At 61.3% G+C, this 19,438-nt stretch carries 19 protein-coding genes; 8 read left to right on the top strand and 11 right to left on the bottom strand.

Features of this window, described 5'->3' with window-relative positions:
* Positions 1–80 precede the first annotated feature (80 nt).
* Positions 81–1,070: a Tim44 domain-containing protein gene (locus NKI50_RS23085; RefSeq protein ID WP_352717762.1), complete on the bottom strand. Its 990-nt coding sequence runs from the start codon at positions 1,068–1,070 to the stop codon at positions 81–83.
* A gap of 350 nt (positions 1,071–1,420) precedes the next feature.
* Between NKI50_RS23085 and NKI50_RS23080 the strand changes: the two genes are divergently transcribed.
* The 5 genes from NKI50_RS23080 to NKI50_RS23060 all read left to right on the top strand — a co-directional run bounded on the left by NKI50_RS23080 (position 1,421) and on the right by NKI50_RS23060 (position 6,303).
* On the top strand, positions 1,421–2,140 hold the full coding sequence (locus NKI50_RS23080; RefSeq protein WP_352484283.1) for a FadR/GntR family transcriptional regulator: 720 nt from the start codon (positions 1,421–1,423) through the stop codon (positions 2,138–2,140).
* 15 nt (positions 2,141–2,155) lie between these two features.
* Positions 2,156–3,361 carry a mandelate racemase/muconate lactonizing enzyme family protein gene (locus NKI50_RS23075; protein ID WP_352717648.1) on the top strand — a complete coding sequence of 402 codons (1,206 nt, stop codon included), beginning with the start codon at positions 2,156–2,158 and terminating at the stop codon, positions 3,359–3,361.
* 39 nt (positions 3,362–3,400) lie between these two features.
* The gene (locus tag NKI50_RS23070) at positions 3,401–4,384 is read left to right on the top strand and encodes a sugar ABC transporter substrate-binding protein (RefSeq protein ID WP_352717646.1); all 984 of its coding nucleotides are present in this window, start codon (positions 3,401–3,403) and stop codon (positions 4,382–4,384) included.
* A 204-nt stretch (positions 4,385–4,588) separates the two neighbouring features.
* A complete protein-coding gene (locus NKI50_RS23065; protein ID WP_031194994.1) occupies positions 4,589–5,569 on the top strand; it encodes an ABC transporter permease in 981 nt (326 codons plus the stop codon).
* 2 nt (positions 5,570–5,571) lie between these two features.
* Positions 5,572–6,303, top strand: a complete 732-nt coding sequence (locus tag NKI50_RS23060) for an ATP-binding cassette domain-containing protein (protein ID WP_031194992.1) — start codon at positions 5,572–5,574, stop codon at positions 6,301–6,303.
* Positions 6,304–6,355: 52 nt separating this feature from the next.
* Here NKI50_RS23060 and NKI50_RS23055 read toward each other — a convergent pair whose 3' ends face one another.
* The 10 genes from NKI50_RS23055 to NKI50_RS23010 all read right to left on the bottom strand — a co-directional run bounded on the left by NKI50_RS23055 (position 6,356) and on the right by NKI50_RS23010 (position 18,043).
* Positions 6,356–7,270 carry a sugar-binding transcriptional regulator gene (locus NKI50_RS23055; RefSeq protein ID WP_352717644.1) on the bottom strand — a complete coding sequence of 305 codons (915 nt, stop codon included), beginning with the start codon at positions 7,268–7,270 and terminating at the stop codon, positions 6,356–6,358.
* A gap of 183 nt (positions 7,271–7,453) precedes the next feature.
* Positions 7,454–8,509 (bottom strand): NAD(P)H-dependent glycerol-3-phosphate dehydrogenase, encoded by a 1,056-nt coding sequence (locus tag NKI50_RS23050; RefSeq protein WP_352717642.1) that lies wholly within the window; start codon positions 8,507–8,509, stop codon positions 7,454–7,456.
* Positions 8,510–9,592: an ABC transporter ATP-binding protein gene (locus NKI50_RS23045; RefSeq protein WP_023722153.1), complete on the bottom strand. Its 1,083-nt coding sequence runs from the start codon at positions 9,590–9,592 to the stop codon at positions 8,510–8,512. It lies immediately after the preceding gene.
* A gap of 80 nt (positions 9,593–9,672) precedes the next feature.
* Positions 9,673–10,998 (bottom strand): iron-containing alcohol dehydrogenase, encoded by a 1,326-nt coding sequence (locus NKI50_RS23040; RefSeq protein WP_023722152.1) that lies wholly within the window; start codon positions 10,996–10,998, stop codon positions 9,673–9,675.
* Entirely contained in the window at positions 10,991–12,520 is a 1,530-nt protein-coding gene (locus tag NKI50_RS23035) for a xylulokinase (protein ID WP_352717639.1), read from the bottom strand. The genes NKI50_RS23040 and NKI50_RS23035 overlap by 8 nt, the downstream gene beginning before the upstream one ends.
* A gap of 65 nt (positions 12,521–12,585) precedes the next feature.
* On the bottom strand, positions 12,586–14,115 hold the full coding sequence (locus tag NKI50_RS23030; RefSeq protein WP_352717637.1) for an ABC transporter substrate-binding protein: 1,530 nt from the start codon (positions 14,113–14,115) through the stop codon (positions 12,586–12,588).
* Between the two features lie 47 nt (positions 14,116–14,162).
* Entirely contained in the window at positions 14,163–15,062 is a 900-nt protein-coding gene (locus NKI50_RS23025) for a carbohydrate ABC transporter permease (RefSeq protein WP_352717635.1), read from the bottom strand.
* Entirely contained in the window at positions 15,062–15,973 is a 912-nt protein-coding gene (locus NKI50_RS23020; protein WP_352717633.1) for a carbohydrate ABC transporter permease, read from the bottom strand. Before NKI50_RS23020 ends, NKI50_RS23025 begins: the two co-directional genes overlap by 1 nt.
* Positions 15,974–16,325: 352 nt before the next feature.
* Positions 16,326–17,372 (bottom strand): NAD(P)-dependent alcohol dehydrogenase, encoded by a 1,047-nt coding sequence (locus NKI50_RS23015; protein WP_352496459.1) that lies wholly within the window; start codon positions 17,370–17,372, stop codon positions 16,326–16,328.
* 428 nt (positions 17,373–17,800) lie between these two features.
* Positions 17,801–18,043, bottom strand: coding sequence for an N-acetyltransferase (locus NKI50_RS23010; RefSeq protein WP_352717631.1), 243 nt, complete (start codon positions 18,041–18,043; stop codon positions 17,801–17,803).
* 79 nt (positions 18,044–18,122) lie between these two features.
* Here NKI50_RS23010 and NKI50_RS23005 point away from each other — a divergent pair, with 79 nt between their 5' ends.
* From NKI50_RS23005 to NKI50_RS22995, 3 genes are all read left to right on the top strand, one after another.
* Positions 18,123–18,542, top strand: a complete 420-nt coding sequence (locus NKI50_RS23005; RefSeq protein WP_352717629.1) for a hypothetical protein — start codon at positions 18,123–18,125, stop codon at positions 18,540–18,542.
* A gap of 1 nt (position 18,543) precedes the next feature.
* Positions 18,544–19,110: a type II toxin-antitoxin system VapC family toxin gene (locus NKI50_RS23000; RefSeq protein ID WP_352496462.1), complete on the top strand. Its 567-nt coding sequence runs from the start codon at positions 18,544–18,546 to the stop codon at positions 19,108–19,110.
* Positions 19,111–19,134: 24 nt separating this feature from the next.
* The coding region (locus tag NKI50_RS22995; RefSeq protein ID WP_352717627.1) for a hypothetical protein at positions 19,135–19,438 on the top strand (304 nt) is incomplete at its 3' end.

The following is a 19,438-nucleotide window of genomic DNA, read 5'->3' as shown; positions in this document are numbered from 1 at the left end:
GCGCGGAAGGGGCGCGCTGGCCTTCGAGTGGTAGCGAGAAACCTGAACAAAACTCTTGGCAGACATCAAGGCCGGGCACATCAGCTCGGCTGCTGTATTGCGGCAAGCTTCCAGTCACCGCCGTTCTGCCGCGTAAAGGTCCACAGTTCGGTTGTCTTTGTCGGCTGATCGGCCTGGCCCTCGACAATCTTGTCACTGATGCGATCGCGGGTCACGTCGCGAGACTCGTAGCGCAAAGCAGCGGTCGCGTAGTCGCGGTCATCCTCCCGCCAGCTTTCCGCAATATCGGCCTCCAACAGGCTGACATCCGACACGTCATTCCGGACGCCCTTTTTGGCATTATCGGCAAGTTCCTCGGACAGATAGGAAACCATCTCGGGCGTCACCAACCGGCGCAAGGCAGCATGGTCCTCGCGCCCGAATGCTTCTTGAACTTCCGTCAGCCGTTGCTGGAACGTGTCGAGGTCGGTTTTAGTGAGCGTGATCTCATCGGAAGGGCTGGCCTGGCTCGTTCCGCCAAATCCCGACCCGATGCCTGGAATGGGGAATGCTTGGACGTCGCTCGGCTCGGGCCGGGCTGCTGCGCTTCGCCCAAAGCTCCCAGCACCTCGCGAGGCACCGGCCATAGCGGGCTCTGGGTTTTGCGCCGATTGCGAGCGGAAAAAGCGAATGGCCAGCATGACCACGCCGCCGATCAGCAGCACTTGAAGGAGAAGGCCGAACATGCCGGCCAAGCCGCCGAACCCATGGCCCAAAAGAACGCCGATCAAGCCGCCGAGCAGCAGCCCCCGCATCATCGATCCACCGAGGCCGTTGAAGAAGCCTGGGCGCTGGAATGCCTGCGGCTGGCGGGCCGCATTGTTCGTTGCCGCATTGGGCGTCATCGAGCGCTCGACCGGTGCGGAAGGCTGTGGCGCCGTCCTGGTCGGCGGGACCGGCTGGAGAGTGCGCATGCCGCGACTGCCGAAGCTGCCGCCACGGCGCGCATCGGCGTGATCCACAGCGACCATGGAAAATGCCAGGAACAATCCCGCAAACAAAATTGCAAACCGTCCTGAACGCGAAATCAGCATAGGCAAGTCCTCAAGTGACACTCTTTCCGCTCATATGGGGTGCGTCGATCGAAATATCAGTGAATCATCCGCCAAGAAAATCGAACGACATGGTCGGCGGCACGCCGCTGTTCACGACGAGAATGTCGAGCGCACCAAGCAGACAATCGCCTGCTCGACCGCGCGGGCTCCTGCACCCGGCCGAGCCGGCGACGGTCGCGTCAAGAGCATCTTTCGTGCAAGCCTCTTGCCATCGGTCTCCTGGCGACGACGCCGGCCCGCCTGATCTTGACATACATCTTTCTTGCGTACTATCAACACATCTGGAAAACCTGCCATACAGGTTGGCCCCCTGAACTGGAGATCGCGTGAGCACGGCGGTATCCGCAAAACATTCCGACGCAGCGAGCCTGGTCAGCAATACGATCGGCGAGATCACGCGCCATATTCGCGCGCATGAACTCGGGCCCGGCGACCGGCTGCCCAGCGAGGCCGCGCTTTCGAGACAATTGAGCGTCTCGCGTACCGTGGTTCGCGAGGCCTTCAGCTCGCTCGCTGCCATGCGGCTTATCGACCTTAGGGCAGGCAGACGGGCTACCGTCGCCGAGCTGGATTATGGCGCCATGTCACTGGTGATCGAGCATGGCGTCCACACGGAACAGATCACGGTGCAGCAAATCTACGACGTGCGCCGCACGATTGAGACCCGCACCGCCATGCTGGCGGCCTTGCGCAGAACAGCCGACGAAGTGGAAAGGATCAGGACGCATGCGCTCGCCATGCGCGAGAATTTCCAGCGGCCGGAACAGGTCATGGAGCACGATCTCGCCTTTCACCTCGAAATCGCCAAGGCTGCAAAGAATCCGGTTTTCAGCCTCATCGTCGGCGCGTTCGAGCGCGTATCGCGCCAGACCTGGCCGATCGGCTGGCGGAGCCGCCCTTCGGATGCCGAGCAGTTGGAGATGATCCAAATCCATATCGATCTCGCCGAAGCAATCGAGACCGGTGATCCTCAGTCCGCTCGCGACCTGATGGCGAGGCATTTTGACGAGAGCGTCAAGGCCCTGCTGGCGGCTGGCATCGCCTGAGGAGCGGGGTGCGCGATGAAGATCACGAAACTGGAAACGCTGCGGCTCAAGGAGCGGCCGAACCTTCTCTGGGTCCTGGTTCACACGGACGAAGGCCTCGTCGGGCTGGGCGAGACCTTCTTCATGGCCGAAACCGTCGAGACCTATCTGCACGAATATGTCGCGCCGTGCGTGATCGGGCGCGACCCCTTGCAGATCGACCTGCTTGCCGCCGACCTCGTCGGCTATCTCGGTTTCCGATCGACGGGCGCGGAAGTCAGGGGCAATTCCGCTTTCGATATCGCGCTTTGGGATCTGTTCGGAAAGGCGACGGGTCAGCCGATCGCACAGCTCCTCGGCGGTTTCACACGGCACGAGATCAGGACCTACAACACCTGTGCCGGTACCGAATACATCAAGAAGACCACCGGCCAGACGACGGCCAATTACGGGCTCGATAAGCCCGGCGACGCCTATGATGATCTGAACGGCTTCCTTCACCGCGCCGACGAACTGGCGCATTCGTTGTTGGAGGAAGGCATCACGGCCATGAAGATCTGGCCCTTCGACATGGCCGCCGAGAAAACGCGCGGCTTGTATATTTCGCAGCCTGATTTGAATTCCGCGCTGGCGCCATTCGAGAAAATCCGCAATGCGGTCGGCGACAAGATGGACATCATGGTTGAATTCCATTCAATGTGGCAGCTGCTGCCGGCCATGCAGATCGCCCGCGAGCTTGCCCCCTACAAGACCTTCTGGCACGAAGATCCGATCAGGATGGACAGCCTGTCCAGCCTGAAACGCTATGCCGAGGCTTCGCTGGCGCCGATATCGGCTTCGGAGACGCTCGGTTCCCGGTGGGCCTTCCGTGACCTTCTCGAGACCGGGGCGGCCGGCGTCATTATGCTCGATATCAGCTGGTGCGGCGGGCTCTCGGAGGCGCGCAAGATCGCTGCCATGGCTGAAGCATGGCACCTGCCGGTCGCGCCACACGACTGCACCGGTCCAGTTGTGCTCGGCGCATCGACCCACCTGGCGCTCAATGCGCCGAACGCGCTCGTCCAGGAGAGTGTCAGGGCCTTCTACAAGACCTGGTACCGCGACCTTGTGACCGCTTTGCCGCAGGTGAAGAACGGCATGATCACCGTGCCTTCCGGACCGGGCCTCGGCATGGAACTGAACCCGGAGATCGATCGCGCCTTCACGGCGCTTCGACGGGTGACCGACGCATCGACTCTCTGAAAATGAACCTGAAGCAGCTTTCTACGGAGGAGGAGAACCATGAAGAAGCTACTTATCTCGGCAGCCTTGGGAGCAGTACTGGCTGGAGGCTCGGCAATCGGCTCACGCGCGCAGGAGCCGATGAAAATCGTCTTCACACATCATTCGTCGGCGTCAAACCCGTTCTGGCAAGCTGTGAAGAAGGGGTTTGACGACGCCTGCGCCAAGATCCAGGCCAATTGCCAGATGGTCTTCACGCAGACCGAAGGCTCGATCGAGCAACAATCGGCCAACATGCAGGCGGCGCTCGCGGCAAACCCGGACGCGCTGATCACCTCGATCGTCGACAACAATGCCTTCGACCAGATCATCGCCGACGCCCGCGCTGCCGGCGTCACGGTCATCGCATCCAATGTCGACGACACCGAGGGAGCAGCCGGCAATGCCCGCCAGGCTTTCATCGGCCAGGGCTTCATTCCCGCCGGCTACGAACTCGGCAAGAAGATGTCCGAGTTCTTCCCCAAGGAAGGCAAGATCAGGGCCCTCGTCGGCGTCTCCGCGCCCGGTCAGAACTGGTCGGAACAGCGCGCTGCCGGCGTCATGAAGTTCCTTGAGGAATACAAGGCCGCGAATGGCGGACGCGAAGTGGTCATTGAACGGCTCGACACCGGCACAGATGGCGCCGTCGTCGCCGATCGTGTTGGCGCCTATCTGTCTGCCCACCCGGACACCACGGTGTATTTCGACACCGGCCTTTGGCATGCCTACGTCGCCCAGGTACTGATCGATCGCGGCATCGAGCCGGGCAAGGTGCTGATGGGCGGCTTTGATATCGTCTCGGAAGTCCTGCAACAGATGGAAGCGGGTTATATCCAGGTCCAGGTCGACCAGCAGCCCTACATGCAGGGCTTCATGCCGGTGATGGAAGCCTATCTCGCCAAGAACGTCGGTCTGCTGCCGGCAGACATCGACACCGGCAAGGGCATCATCGTCAAGGAAGACGTGCCAAAGCTCAAGGCACTGGCCGCAAAGGGCGTGCGGTAGGCACGAAGCCGGCGTCCTCTCCTCGTTCTTACGGGGAGAGGTCGGCTGGACAAGGGGGAGGGCCAGGCAACACGGTCTTGGGCGTTGGCTCCGTCCCCATCCTCCAGCGGCATCTTCCCCGTCAAGGGCGGTAGAAGACAGACTGCCGCCATCCCCTTTGCCGATGCGATAACCAGCGGAAACGATCCCGAGCCGGAGCGAATGATGAAGCGTTTGATGAAGATTTATCTGGAGAAGCCGGAGCTTGCGGCGGTCGTGTTCCTGCTCCTGCTCCTCATTGTCTTTCAGATTCGCTCGAACGGCGTATTTTTGAACACACAGAACCTTCGCGGAATGCTTGGGCTGCTGCCCGAAATGGGGCTGGTCGCGATCGGCGTGACCCTGCTGATGATATGCGGTGAGTTTGATCTTTCGGTGGGCTCGGTCTTTGCGCTGACCCCGATGACCATGGCGGTGATGCTCGCGGCAGGCGTTCCGTTCGCGCCGGCCTTTGCCGCCGGCCTCGCGATCGCTGCCCTCATCGGCTTTTTCAACGGGTTCATAACGATTCGTTTCGCGATACCAAGCTTCATCACCACGCTTGGTATGCTGTTCATCGCGCGTTCGCTGACGGTGGTAATCTCCGGCGGCTTCCCTCCTGTCATACCAGCTAACGCTCTGCCCAAATGGCTGTTTACGGTCTATGTGGGACCGGGCGACCTCTTTCGCATGTCGTTCTTCTGGTTTCTCGCCGTGGCAATCCTGGTGACCGTGCTCCTGTCGCACACGAATTTCGGCAACTGGGTGCGCGCCACCGGCGGCTTTCTGCCCGCCGCGCAATCGATGGGCATCCCGACGGCCCGGGTGAAGGTCGCCTGCTTCATGATCTGTTCGGTGCTCGCCGGCTTTGCCGGTACCATTCAGGTGATGCGGCTCGGCGCCCCGCTGCCGTCGATCGGCGAGGGGCTGGAGCTGCAGGCCGTGTCGGCTGCCGTCATCGGTGGCGCCTCGTTGGCTGGTGGCATCGGCACCATCTTCGGCGGCATCATCGGGGCGGCCCTTATCCGCGTCATCGACAACGGACTGGTGCTGAGCCAGGTTGACGCCAACTGGTTCAAGATGGCGATCGGCTTTCTGACTATCTTCGCGGTCGTCATGAACGCATGGCTTCGAAAGCGGGGCAGGGCAATGAAGGTGGAGACCTGATCATGGCGGCCCCCATCATCGCGATCAAGGGCCTCCAGAAATGGTATTCCGGCGTCCACGCCTTGAAAAACGTTACGCTGGATATCTATCCCGACGAGGCACTGGGCCTCGTCGGCGACAATGGCGCCGGCAAATCGACGCTGATCAACATCCTCTCAGGCACCCAAAAGCCCGATGGCGGCGAGATCAGGATCGAAGGTGAACCGGTCCGCTTCTCTAACCCGCGCGACGCCATGGAACGCGGCATCGAGACGATCTACCAGTACAATTCCATGGTCCCGACCATGACCATCGCCCGCAACGTTTTCATCGGACGCGAGCCGGTGAAGGGTTCGGTTTTCGGTATCGGCATCCTGGACCAGAAGCGCATGCGTGACGAAAGCGTCAAGGCGATCGCCGACGTCGACCTGCATCTGCGGTCGCCCGACGCGCTGGTCGGCGAACTGTCGGGCGGCCAGCGCCAAGGCGTGGCGATCGCCCGGGCCATGCACTTCAAGTCGAAAGTCATGATTCTCGACGAGCCAACCAACCATCTCTCGGTGAAGGAAACGCGAAAGGTGATCGGCTTCGTTCGTGGCCTCAAGGCCCAGAACATCACTAGCGTCTTCATCAGCCACAACATGCATCATGTTTTCGAATGCTGTGACCGGGTCGTGGCGATGGCGCGCGGAGAGATCGTTCTGGACAAGCCGATCGGCGAGACTTCGATCGAGGAAATCCACGAGGTGCTGTGACGTGAAGAAGCAATCACTCGCGAGCCACTCTGCTGGTGGAGATCAGTCTGCGCTACGGCTTTTCCGTAAGGATCGCCTCAGCGGTTTTCTCGTCGGTGATCAGCACATCGACGACACCCAAGCGCAACACGGCGCGCAGCACCGGAACCTTGTCGAGGCCGCCGGAGGGCAGGATCACAGTGTCGACGTCGCGCAGATGTTCGGGGGCGAGGCCGATGACGCGACTGTTTAGCGGGTGATCGACCAGTTGTCCGTCGGCGCCGATCCAGTGGCCGCAAATATCGCCGACAGCTCCGGCTTGGCGGAGCGATCTGAGATCATCGTCCCCTACCAGTCCGATCCGAAAGATGGTGGCGTCCTTGTGCACCGCGCCTACCGAAACGAAAGCGGCGTCAACGTCGCGGGCATGGGTGAAAGCATCTTCCAGAATTGACTGGCGCATAAGCAGATCGCGTGTGGCCTCGGTATCCGTGAACACCGGTGCTGCGATGTAGAAGCATTCCGCGTCGAAGAGCGCCGCGAGCCGGGAAGCGATCTCGTAGATGTTGATCGCCGATCCACGTGTGAGCCCGCCAAGCAGGGAAACGATCGACATTCCTTTGACCGGGCGCACGGTCACCGACCGCAGACTGAGCTGGAGCGTCCGCCCCCATCCCACGCCCACCGATATCCCGTCACGGATTCTAAGCGACAGGGCTTCGCCGGCGGCGGCTGCGATGACCTGTGGCACCAGAGCAGGATCCGGCGGTGTCGGGACCACGATTGGATCCGAGACACCATAGGCGTCCCGCAGCCGGTTCTCCAACTCGATGCAGTTCGCCACCTTGGAATTGATGCGAATCTGAACGATCCCCCGCTGGCGCGCATGCGCCAGCATCCGGTTGACGCGAAGGCGGGTCAGGCCAAGAGACTTGGCGATTTGCGCCTGGGTGAGGTCACCGACATAAGCAAGCCAGGCGGCGCGCACGAGCAGCCCTTCCTCGCGATCGGCCGTGACGGAACTCGTTACGGCTTGGCGGCCGTCGCGTTTCTTTCGTGCTGGTTTCTCCATCAGATCATCCTGTCCACTCCGCGGCAGCGGGTTCAGAGCGGGCTCGGCCGAGCCATGTGCTCATCGATATGAGGCATCAATCGAGTTTCCCCGGCTCCGCTAGCCTCGATGATAGCGGTCGAAGGACAAAACCAGCGGAGCATCATGGCAAATCGCGTCGATGATGGCAGTCGTCAGCGGCAGGCGATCATCGGGAAGTACACCCCGGCCCATCATATTCTTCAAAGCCTGACCAAGGTCCAGCGCCAGTTGCGCCCCCTCAACCGTGTCCGAACTCATATGTTCGCGCTTCGCCACGGAATAGGGCAGGCCGCGGCCGAGCAGGCGTCCCATGCGACCGTTACGGCCCGCCTGGCAGGTCACATAAAGATCGCCGGAGCCGGCCAGCCCCAGCACTGTTTCGATTTTTCCACCCAGAGCTTCGACCAGAATCGCCATCTCGGCGAGGGACTGCGAGAAAAGCGACGAGGCAAGGTTGTGCATGAGCGCACCGTTGGGCGCCTTGCCGTCTCGCTCAAGCAGCCCGACGGGAGCCCCAACGGCGAGTGTATAGAAGTTCTTGAAAGCGGCGCAGATCTCGACGCCAATGAGATCGGATGATGGTCGCGCATGATAGAAAGGCGCGCGCAGGATGCGTGACGCCGCGGCCAGCTGGTCGGGATCGTGCCCAGCCACGATCACGGAGGTATCGCGCTGTGCGGCCAGTTCGCCGGCAATGCAAGGTCCGCCGACGGCCATCACCGAGATCGACAAGCCAGTACGTTGCTCAATCTCGCGGGCAAGCAGATGCGGCAGGATTTCGATGCCTTCGTCGCTCGCGGCGAGTCCTTTCGTAATCATAAGTATCGGCATGGGCGACTTGATGCTTTCAGCAATGCGGTCGATCGCCCAAGGAACGCCGGCCGACGAGACGCCGAGTACAAGCAGGTCGGCTCCATCGTTCATCGCCGTCCCGAATTCGGTCCAGGAACAGGCGGCTACCGCGTCAGGCAGAGTGATGTTGAGGCGAGGGTGATGACCTGTGTCGGCCACAGAGCTGACGATCTCCTCGTCGAGATGGGTGCCGACAAGAGTGATGCGGTTACCCGCGTGAGCGGCCGGAAGCGTCATCGCAGAGCCCATGACGCCAGCGCCGAGGATAATGATCTTCGCCATTCAGCTTCTTTCCTTGTCCAGCCGCTCGCCGCTGCCTTGGTCGAACAGGTGGATTCGCTCAGGCGCTGGCTCCAGGTGGATCACAGCTCCAGGAGAGAGCTCCATGCGGTCATGCAGCACCGAGCAGATCGCAATGTTGCCCATGGCGGCAAAGATATGGATTTCGGGGCCAGTCGGCTCGACAACCGTAATTCTCGCCGGGATGCCGCGCCCGTCTGCCACAGGTCGAAGATGTTCGGGCCGAATGCCATAGATCACCTTTTGGCCGGGCCGGACCGCAGCCTCTGGCGGAAGCGGGAGGGATAGCTCGTCGGTCCGCACCACCCAGGCGTCGCGCTCGGAAGCCACCTCGCCATGGAACATGTTCATTGCGGGCGAGCCGATGAAGGAGGCGACGAAGAGGTTTGCCGGGCGATCGTAGACATCAAGCGGGCGCCCGATCTGCTCGATCTGGCCGTCGCGCATGATGACGATGACATCGGCCATGGTCATGGCCTCGATTTGGTCATGCGTGACATACACGGTGGTGGTCTTCAGCCGCTGGTGGAGCTCCTTGATTTCCGTGCGCATTTGCACGCGCAGCTTGGCGTCGAGGTTGGACAGCGGCTCGTCGAACAGGAAGACAGTTGGGTCTCGCACGATAGCGCGACCCATGGCGACGCGTTGCCGCTGGCCGCCCGAAAGCTGGCGGGGATACCGTTCCAGATAAGGGGTCAGATTGAGGATCGATGCCGCCCATCCGACCTTCTGTTTGATTTCTTCGTTGGGGCGTTTCTTCAACTGCATGGAAAACGCCATGTTGTCGAAGACGGTCATATGCGCGTAAAGCGCGTAATTCTGGAAGACCATCGCGATATTGCGGTCTTTGGGATGAAGTGTGTTGACGACCCTGTCTCCTATCGTGATCTCACCGGACGTGATGGGCTCGAGACCGGCTATCATGCGCAACAGTGTGGACTTGCCGCACCCGGACGGCCCCAACAGAACGACGAACTGGCCATCCTCGATCGAGAGATCGAGTCCATCGATAATCGAGAGGGCGCCATAGTCTTTCTTTATGTTGCTGATGGTGACAGACGCCATAAATTGTTATCCTTCGATTGCCCTTGCCGGTTGGGTTCAACTTTCGCCATGCGAGTCATTGGCGACGGTCGGATGCGGTCTCACCATTCGCTCTCCAGAAACTCCTCCAGCAGCCCTGCATCGGCGGCCAGATTGACAAAGGACCATCGGCCACGGATTTCCCGCGAATAGCGAATGGCGTCGTGCCAAAGCGCGCGCGGCAGGCCTAGTTCTGTGCCGGTGACCGGCCCCCCGGCAGCCTTGAGTGCTGCCTCCATGCGGGCAACCGGCATCGCCATCGGCCGAACCTCCTGGCGCAGTGCCGGCCAGATTTCCGCAAGCCTGCGGTTGAAGATTTCCGTCTGGCGGGCGTCGAGTGCCGTCTTCTTCATCTCGGCAATGCAAAGTGGTCCAAGTTGTGCCCCATAGCGGGCCAGCATCGCCGCCTCGTCGATGGCGGTCGGCTTCACCTGCGGTGGCTCTTTCATGTCCAGCAGCCGCGCTTGCAGACGCGCCATGACCATCGAGGCAACCCCCACCTGCTGACCGTGCGTGGTGCCGGGATGATGGTCTTGCGCGAACATGTCGACCCAATGGGAAATCTGGTGCTCTCCCATGGATCCAGGATGGGAAACGCCGGCAAAGCACACACCCATCGAGCACAGCGTCAAGACGCGCTGGAGATGCCCGACAGCGGTGACGTCATGCCTGGCAAGGCCAGGCGCATGGGCCAGCATCGGTCCCTCATCGCCCGCCTGCAGCAGGTAGGGCACGGCAGAATAGTAGGTGTCGAACAGCCGATGCGAAGCCCACCAATCGATCTGGGCGGTGGGACGACACAGGCTGTCACCGAGCCCAGCGGCGCTGAGCCAGGCGGGCGCTGCGGCCGAAACGCCAAGGTCCAGGAAGATGCCCCGCGGCGCGTGCGAGGGCAGCGAGATCTTGAGCCCTGAAGCCAAGGTCACCGACGCTGTCGAAGCGCCATAGCCATTCATCGAGGCGGCCGTGCCGAAGACGGCATAGGGCCGCTCGTCGAGGAAGGTTGCATGCTTGCAGCTGTCGTTGAGGACGCCAGACCCGACGGCCACGACCCCGTCGGCGTGACGCGTCTTCTCCCTGACCATCTGGATCGTTGCCTCATCGCAGTCGAGGCCGTCAGGCAGCACGATTTCACTGATGTCGGCGATGGCGCGCAGCGCCTTCGCGACGCGCCGGCCCATCACATCGACGGTGTTGACATCGGACACAACAGCGATGCGACGGCCGAGCGCCAGGGGCGCAACGAGATCCGCCTCGCGGCCCTCCGTCGTCTCCAGCAATTCGATCGTCTGGAACGGCAGGATCGTGGCCGCGCCGGTCTTGGGATCTGTCCAGCGTCCCGCGACAACGTCCTCGATCAACGCGTTCCAGTTGGTCGTTTCAGCCATGATCGGTCTCCATGAAGGCCGCGAGTCGCTGGTTCCAGGCTGAAAGCGTTGGCCAAAGATCGGCATGGATCGCAAGAAGTTCGGTGTAGAGCTCGGCCCGTTTCGCGTCCGGTTCGAAGGTTTTGGCCGGCGCGCTGGCCATTGCGGTCGACGCTTCGGCGATGGTGGAAAACCAGCCCACGCCCTTTGCCGCTGCCATCGCCGCGCCAAGCGAGGAGGCTTCCACCGTCGTCGAACGCTTTATGGGACGATCGAGTGCATCCGCCAGAATTTGCATCCACAGGTCGGACTTCGCTCCTCCACCGATGGCTATGAACTGGTCGATGGTCTGGGCGGCAGCCGCAGCGGCCCGCTGACTTGTCGCGGCCTGATGCAGCGCTATGCCTTCCAGCACGGCGCGATAGATGTCGCCGCGGCGGCTGGAGCCAGATAGCCCGGCAATCACACCACGGGCCGCGCTATCCCAGTGCGGGTCCATGACGCCCTGCCAGTAGGGCAGGAGCATTATGCCGCCTGCGCCGATCGGGCTGGCAGCGGCTTCGGCCTCGAGCGCCTCCAGAGCATCGCTTGAGCCATGCAGATCGACGCCAAGCATTTCGCGCGCCATCCAGTCGACCAGAAAAGTGCCGGCGCGAAGGCACGTCTCATAGATATAGCCGTCATCGGCGACCGCCGTCTCGGTGCGGAAGGCCTGGTCGTGGACGTAGTCCGTGCCGAAGCTGCCGGAGACGACCGCCGTGCCGAGGTTGATGTAAGCGCATCGCGGCTGCAACACACCAGCGCCCGTTCCGGCGCATTGACCGTCGCCGCCGCCGGCGACGATCGGCGTGCCCTCGCGCAGGCCGGTCGAAATGGCCGCTTCCGAAGTCAGTTGGCCCAGAACGGTGCCGGGCCTTGCCAGGTCCGGCATCATGCGCCGGGCGATGCCCGCTGCGGCGAGTATTTCGTTCGACCAGTCCATAGCTCGCATATCGAGTATGCCCATCGGGTCGGCGGATGCGGTGGACGTCACCCACCGGCCGCTCAAGCGAAAGACCAGATAGCCGTGGACTTCGGCCATTCGCTCCACGCGGGCAAAAATCTCGGGTTGTTCCTCGCGAAACCAGATCATGCGGTAGAGGCAAGGAATGACGTCCAGCGGCTTGCCGGATATTGCGTGGACACGTGCTGCGCCGAAGCTCTCGCCGAAGCGCCGCGCTTTCCCACGGGCGCGCTCATCGAGCCAGAGGGTCGCGGGCCCGACCGCCTGGCCCTCCTCGTCGAAAAGGCCGAAGCTCTCGCGTTGGTTGGCAATCGCAAGGGCGGCAATGCGTGCGGGCGAAACTGTTGCCGCGACAGAACGAAGCGCCGTGACCGTCGAGGCCCACCATTCGGCCGGATCCTGCTCGAAATAGCCCGAACGCGGGTTGGACATTGCAAGCGGTGCACGACCTTCAGCCACGGCCAGACCATTGCGGTCCCAGGCGATCGCCTTGGTTGCCGAGGTCGAGGAATCGATGCCGATGACGAGATCCGGAACCATTGCCGCCACATTGCCAAACGGCGAGGGCGGCCGAAGCCGCCTTCGCCCAAATCACCGACTAGCCGCTAAAGACCGGCATCCTTGACTTTGCCGTCGACAATGCCGGCAATGGCATCCAGGCATGCCTTGGCATCGCCGCCATAGTCCTGGCCCGTAAGCAATTTGCCGAGCTCAACCGGAATGTCGTTGTTCGACAGATCCGCCCAGATCGGCATGTCCGGCTCCGATCCCATCTGGTTGTCGATAGTGTATTTGATCGCGTCGAAATGGCGTGTCGTTCCGGGCCCGACAACGGCCTTCGCCTTGACCCGAGGATCTGTAAAAGAGGAATTGCGCATCGGCGAGGCGCCGCCGCCGAGCGTCGATACCCGCGCCATCACATCCTTCGAGCAGACCCACTGCATGAACAGCCATGCTGCTTCCTTGTTCTTGGAATATTGCGACAGCGAGATCGTCGAGCCACCTTGGTGGCCGACGGCCGGGATTTCGTTGAAGCCGCAATCGGCGGCGGCGCGGCGGCCAGGAACCTCCTTGGGCGCGGGCAGGGCCTCGAACAGGCCTTTGACCTTGGAATCGTTGGCGTCGAAGCCGGGGAAATCCTCGCCCCAGGTGATTGCCATGGCGGCCTGACCCTGTGTCAACGCCTGTCCCTGACCGTCCCAGGTCCAAGTCGTCGCCGAGGGCGGCGAGTTTTTGACCAGCTCCTGATAGAATTGCAGTCCGGCCACGCCGCGCTCGTCATTGCCGACAAACTTCTTGTCCTTGTTGAAGATCGAACCGCCATGGCCCCACAATGCGAAGGTCCAGTCGCATTCCAGCGAATAGTGGCCGGACTTCGCCTGGCACGCTGTGCCGAAGATGCCGTTGCTTTTTTCTGCCTCTGTGAGCGCCTGCACGGCCTTGAGGTAGGCGTCGAGATCTGTCGGCAGCGCAATATTGTGTTTGTCGAAAAGATCCTTGCGGTACATCAGGATGAAGATCGGAATATCGAATGGAATTCCGCACTGTTTGCCGTTGTACATGGCGATGCCGTCGACCAGCGGCTTGGAGAAATCGTCCCAGTCGAAGTTGGGCATCGCCAGTTCTTTGTTCTGGTCATAATACTCGCGCGGATCGACGACATCTTGAGCAAATGTCGCCATCCAGGACTGGTCGAGATAGTAGACGTCGTAGGTGCCAAGCTGGCCCTGCACGTCTTGCGTGGCCTTGGCGAGAACCTGCTCCAGCGGCACGATCTCGACTTCCACCTCAATGCCGGTTGCCTTGGTGAATTCACCCGCGACAAGCTGGTTGGCCACGATCGTTGGCGGCGTCGCTTCCGAAGTGTAGCGGATTTTGGTGCCGGCGTATGGTTTGCCGACGTCGGCCAGCCACTTCAGCATATCGGCGTCCTGGGCGCGGGCTTCTTCAACCCCGAGGCCCAGCATCCCCCGATTGGTGCGGCCACCACCTAGCATAGCCGATCCGAAGGCAGAAAAGCCGACACCAGCGAGCGCCATCTTCCTCATGAAGTCGCGTTTGGTTATTCGGCGCGCCGTAAAGTCATTGCAGGTATCGGCGACGAATGTCTTCTTGTCGTGTTCTCTGAAGCTCATGATCGTTCCTCCGTTGCGTTTTTGTCGTCGTTCTTCTCGCCTGCGCCTCACTCCTTCAGGGACCCGAGGGTGAGGCCGCGGACCAGATGCCGTTGAACCAGCAGGATAAAGATGAAGCTGGGTATGATCGCAGACGTGCCGAGCGCTGTGATGTAGCCCCACTCGGTCGCGGTCGAGGTGACAAAGGTGGAGATCTTCACCGGCACAGTGCGGATCGACGTTGTCAGGAACAGTGAGAGCAGGAACTCGGTCCACGAAAAGATGAAACACAGCACAGCCGTCGCAGCGATGCCGCCCTTGACCATGGGAAGGACCACGCGTCGGAACGTCTGCCAGCGCGTCGCGCCGTCAATCAGCGCCGCCTCGTCAACCTCGCGCGGAACATCGTCGAAGAACGACTTCAAAAGCAAAACCGCCAGCGGCAGGTTGATCAAACTGTGAACGAGGATGAGCCCTGTATAGGTATCGCGCAAGCCGAGATCCCGGAACATGAAAACGATCGGAATGACGATCGCGATTGGCGGCATGAAGCGCTGCGAGAGAATCCAGAACAGGAAGGACTGCTGGCCGCTGAACTGCATTCGCGACAGGCAATAGGCGGCCAGAGTGGCCAGCAGCAGCGTCAGGGCCGTCGATCCGACGGCTATGACGGCGCTGTCGAGCAGCGACTGGCGGGAATCGTAGGAGCTGGCGCCACCCTTGATGACCCCGGCCGCCTCGCCGCCCTGTTCCATGCCGATGTCGACGCGCGAAACGCCAAGCAACGTCACACGGTAATTGTCCGGCGTCGCCGTGAAACCGACGTAGACCGGTCCGCTGCGGTCGAAGATTGCCGAATAGGGTTTGATGGACGACAGAGCCCACCACGCGATCGGGAACATGAAGATCGCCACCACCAGGACGGCGAACACGTCACGGGCGATCGTTTGGGCGCGCGACGGTTCCATCAGAACCTCACCTTGAACAGCCTGACGAAGACGTTCGACACGACGATCAAGACGACGAGCACGATCAGCGACAGGGTCGCGGCATAGGGGAAGTCTCCGGTGAAGTAGATACGGCCAGCGTAGAATGAAAGCGTCTCCGTGGCCGTGCCTGGCCCGCCGGCGGTGATGATGTAGACGTAGTCGTAGATGCGAAAGAGATCGACGCCGCGGATCAGCACCGCGACCGCTATCACCTTGCGCAGCATGGGCAATGTGAGCCGCCAGAACGTCTGGATGCCGTTGGCGCCGTCGATCGCGGCGGCTTCGAAAGGCTCGTTCGGCAGCGCCCTGAGCCCTGCCAGGATGATGAGCACCATGAACGGCGTCCATTGCCATATGTCTGCCAGCAGGATCGCCGCCAATGCGGTTCCCGGCTGCGTCAGGATCGGCTGTGCCGGCGAGATCAGGTCGAGGGCATAGAGGTAGAACGACAGGACGCCGAAAGAGCCGTCCTGCATCAGCAGGAACATCATTCCGGTCACGGCAGGCGGCACGACCAGCGGCAATGTCATCAGCGCCCGCAGCACCCCGTAGCCTTTGCGGTCGGTGTCAAGCAGAAGCGCGATGAGGATGCCGAGCGCAAGCTGAACCGCAAGCGCGACGAAGGTATAGATCAGCGTCGTTTCCAGCGAATGCCACATACGCGCATCCGAGAAGGCGCGCGTCCATTGGTGGAGCCCGGCGAAGTCGAGCTGCCGGGAAACGACGTTGCGTTTGTGAAACGACAGCCAGACCGAATAGGCGAGGGGATAGATGCCGAAAACGAGAAGCATCACCGTGATCGGCGCGAGCCAGGGGAAAGGATGCTCGGCCGTCATGAACCGGGGCAGGGCCCATCTGGGCGTTTCGTGGGTCACGGTCACCGTGCTCACGCGCAAATCTCCGTTCGGTCACAGAGACGCATCGGCCCTTCTCCCTATCGGCCAGATTGTGCCAACTTGAACTTTTGTAAGTTTGTTGTGCCTTTTGTTAAGAACGTGTCGGACGGCCGCCGATTTGTCAAGTGTCGGTTCCATCAGTGCTCAAGGGATGGCTCGCGGTCCCACGCCGGTCCCACGGGACGCCGTCATCGCCTGATATGAGCTCTTTTTGGAGGCAACGCCGCTGGCAATGCCGTGTACCAGCATCAAAAGCGCCAGGGTCGCCGCCAACTTGGCGGCCCAAGAAGCTACGGAACGCGTCCAGGAGATCGGGAGGACCGCCCGGGCTTCGTTGGAACTCGCCTTATTCCGGCAATCGGATCTGAAGCTTTACGTCCGCCGGCCGAGCTTCGACTGCGCGGTCGAAGGCGGTGATGGAGTCTTCGAAGGGGAAGGTCGCCGAAATGAGTGGCTTTAGGTCGACCCGGCCCGACCCCATCAGGGCAATTGCCCGCTCATATTGGTGGGCATAGCGGAACACAGTCTCGATGCGGACTTCCTTGGTCGAGGCGGTGGCGACATCGAATGCGATCGGCGCCACCGGCAGGCCGACCACCACCACCGCGCCACCGGGCCGCGACAGATCGAGCAGGGTCTCCCATGCCTTGGACGAGCCCGAGCATTCAAAGACGACGTCGGCGCCCCAGCCATCGGTCTGGCGCTTTACCTCCGCCGCCAGGCTCTTGTCGCGGATGTTGACCGGGATCACACCTTGATAGCCGCAGGCGATGTCGAGCTTGGGTTGGGCGAGATCTGCAACAATGGCGCGGGCGCAGCCGCCGGCGAGGGCAGCGATCGCCACCATCGTGCCGATCGGCCCGGCGCCAATCACCACCGCGGTGTCACCCGGCGCGATCTTCGCTTTGGCAGCCGCCTGCATTCCGACAGCGAAAGGCTCCACCATGGCGCCTTCGGCGAAACTAACATTATCGGGCAGTTTGAAAGTGTAGTTGGCGGGGTGGACGACATAGGGCGTCAGGACGCCGTGGATCGGCGGCGTTGCCCAGAACCTGACCGCCGGATCGATGTTGTAGAGGCCGAGCCGGCTCGCCCGCGAATTGGGATCGGGGATACCCGGCTCCATGCAGACGCGGTCGCCGACCTTCAGATGCTCGACGCCTTCCCCTGTTTCGACGACGGTGCCGGCGGCTTCGTGGCCCAAGACCATCGGCGCTTCGACCACGAACGGGCCGATGCGGCCATGCGTGTAGTAATGCACGTCAGAGCCGCAGACGCCCACCGTATGGATCTTGATGCGAACTTCGCACGGGCCCACGGTCTGTGGCAGATCGATGTCACGCAGCTTGAGTTCGTGCTGGCGTTCAAGGACAAGGGCGCGAACGTTCGTCATCGACGTAATCTCCTCTAATGCCGATTGTTCGAGCCTCCTCGAACCTTACTTGCATTCGGCACGCTCATCATAGCCGCTTATCCGCGGCTTCAAAATCCAGTTCGGAAGGGTGTTGCTTGATTCCGACTATGCGTACCAACTTCCCGGCCAAGGGCTTTGAAGGCCGACCATGACGCCGCGGAATTAGCGTTTGGATCATCCAGCGTGCTCTGAGGTATCCAGTGATGGGTTGGCAACAGGACAGGAAGCCAGTGTTTAGAGCGCTACGTGCACGCTCGGTGCACACAAAAGTCGCCTATTTTTCGGTTCTGTTTTGGCGAAGCGGCGCAACAAGGGATGCGGTGACGCGATTTTGCGACATTGTTGCCCGGCTTTGGCCGCCCGAGCGACAGAGCGCCTGACGTTAGGCGATGTAGGTGCTGCGTCGATCATGGCTCCACCAGTTGCTGGATTGCGTGCATCGGTAGGACCAGCCGGAGGGAGTCCGGCAGCCGCACGAAGCCGTTTCCCTCATAGAAGGCAGCGGCGCGCTCGCTGATGGTATCCACCACCAGCATCGAGGAACCGACTGTGGCCGCGCTCGCATAGGCGCGCCGCACGGCGTCGGCGAGAAGCATCGCATCCAGGCGTTCGCCCTGCCGGGCTTCCGAGACCCCCAGCCGTCGCCGCATTTCGGTGGCTCCTTGAAAATTGTCTCAATCATGTTATGTTGGACGAAATCGTGAAATGTCAGACATTGGAGGCTGCGTCATGGCGAAGGCAGCGAGGAAGAAACACACGGGTGGTGGCGCGGAACGGCAAGGGAGATTTGCCATTCAGAAGCGCGCCGGTATGGCCGGTATAATCGAAATGACGAGGAAGGCCGGCGAGCCACTTCCGAAGACTGGTCGGGCAACAAAGACCGGCAAGTCTGTCGCGGTCAGCAGAACCCGTGTTGAGGCCGTCATGAAGGCGGCGGAACGTTCTGGTCTGCTGGGTGAGAAGAGCACGCGGATCGGTGGTCGTATCAGTCCGGCGCTGATCGAAAAAGCCAAGAAGCAGACCGGGATCAAGACTGACACCGACTTGATCGAATTCGCCCTCGCCAATGTCGCCCTCGACGACAATTTCGGACAGACGTTCAGAAAGACGAGAGGCACCGTCGATCCGACGCTTAAGCTCGGGTTCTGAGTTGACTGACTTTGATTTTGCCAGTTCTGTCCGCTGGGCACGATTCGATCCTCAGGAAAGGCTGTCTCGCCGCAAGGACGACGACCTTCCGTTCCTCGGTGATACTGCCGAGGCGGGGCAAGAGCTGATGCTCGATACCTGTGTCTACATTGATGGTTTGCAGAGCCACGCCCCGGATGTTGTCGCCGATCTGCTCGATCTCAGACTGAGTAATCATTCGACAGTTGCCATCCAGAAACTCATGCACACCGTCGGCGTGCTGGACCCCAAGCATCCCGGTACAAAGACTGCAATCAAACAGATTGGCGCTACCGTTCGCGGCATGCACCCGCATCGTGTCTTCGCACCGGATACGGACGTGCTTGGAAAAGCTGCGCTGCTGTCCGGCATCATGTGCCGCCTTCAGGGCTACCAGAAAGATGCTCGCCTCCGCGCGCTTCAGGATTGTGTCTTGTTCCTGCAGGCGCAGAAGCTAGGGTTCACGGTACTCACAGCGAACATCAGCGACTTCGATTATCTTCTTCAGCTAATTCCGACCGGACGGGCGCTGTTTTACCGGCAAGCCTGATCGTCACGCCCGGGACACCATCATTTGCAAGCTCTGCTTAGCGTCCCGGAGCACAAGAACCCTATCAATCGGTTCCTGATCTGGGGTCTACCGTCCGGTCATTCGCGGCGTGCTGAAGCAAAGACACTCACCATCGCGCTCGCGATTGTCGACATTGCCGACGTGGCCCGACATCGACGCATCCATCATGCTGCCGAGGCCGCCGGCGATCTGCGCGTCGCCACGGTTTACTCCCTGGGAATAGCAGGGCTATCGCATATGAGTGATGGCATTGATGAGATAGTCGTCGTTCCAGGCGCATTTCTTGATGCGATGGCTGATGGGAACT

The sequence above is a fragment of the Mesorhizobium sp. M0563 genome, from assembly GCF_040321065.1.
Classification (GTDB): Bacteria; Pseudomonadota; Alphaproteobacteria; order Rhizobiales; family Rhizobiaceae; genus Mesorhizobium.
The sequence above is the reverse complement of the archived record's forward strand: the minus strand, read 5'-3'. Positions and strand labels throughout refer to the sequence as shown.

Coding starts and splice junctions, on each gene's coding strand:
- NKI50_RS23075 (WP_352717648.1), top strand. CDS start 2,156: ATGAAGATCACGAAACTGGAAACGCTGCGGCTCAAGGAGCGGCCGAAC.
- NKI50_RS23070 (WP_352717646.1), top strand. CDS start 3,401: ATGAAGAAGCTACTTATCTCGGCAGCCTTGGGAGCAGTACTGGCTGGA.
- NKI50_RS23065 (WP_031194994.1), top strand. CDS start 4,589: ATGAAGCGTTTGATGAAGATTTATCTGGAGAAGCCGGAGCTTGCGGCG.
- NKI50_RS23060 (WP_031194992.1), top strand. CDS start 5,572: ATGGCGGCCCCCATCATCGCGATCAAGGGCCTCCAGAAATGGTATTCC.
- NKI50_RS23050 (WP_352717642.1), bottom strand. CDS start 8,509: ATGGCGAAGATCATTATCCTCGGCGCTGGCGTCATGGGCTCTGCGATG.
- NKI50_RS23045 (WP_023722153.1), bottom strand. CDS start 9,592: ATGGCGTCTGTCACCATCAGCAACATAAAGAAAGACTATGGCGCCCTC.
- NKI50_RS23040 (WP_023722152.1), bottom strand. CDS start 10,998: ATGGCTGAAACGACCAACTGGAACGCGTTGATCGAGGACGTTGTCGCG.
- NKI50_RS23035 (WP_352717639.1), bottom strand. CDS start 12,520: ATGGTTCCGGATCTCGTCATCGGCATCGATTCCTCGACCTCGGCAACC.
- NKI50_RS23030 (WP_352717637.1), bottom strand. CDS start 14,115: ATGAGCTTCAGAGAACACGACAAGAAGACATTCGTCGCCGATACCTGC.
- NKI50_RS23025 (WP_352717635.1), bottom strand. CDS start 15,062: ATGGAACCGTCGCGCGCCCAAACGATCGCCCGTGACGTGTTCGCCGTC.
- NKI50_RS23015 (WP_352496459.1), bottom strand. CDS start 17,372: ATGACGAACGTTCGCGCCCTTGTCCTTGAACGCCAGCACGAACTCAAG.
- NKI50_RS23010 (WP_352717631.1), bottom strand. CDS start 18,043: ATGCGGCGACGGCTGGGGGTCTCGGAAGCCCGGCAGGGCGAACGCCTG.
- NKI50_RS23005 (WP_352717629.1), top strand. CDS start 18,123: ATGGCGAAGGCAGCGAGGAAGAAACACACGGGTGGTGGCGCGGAACGG.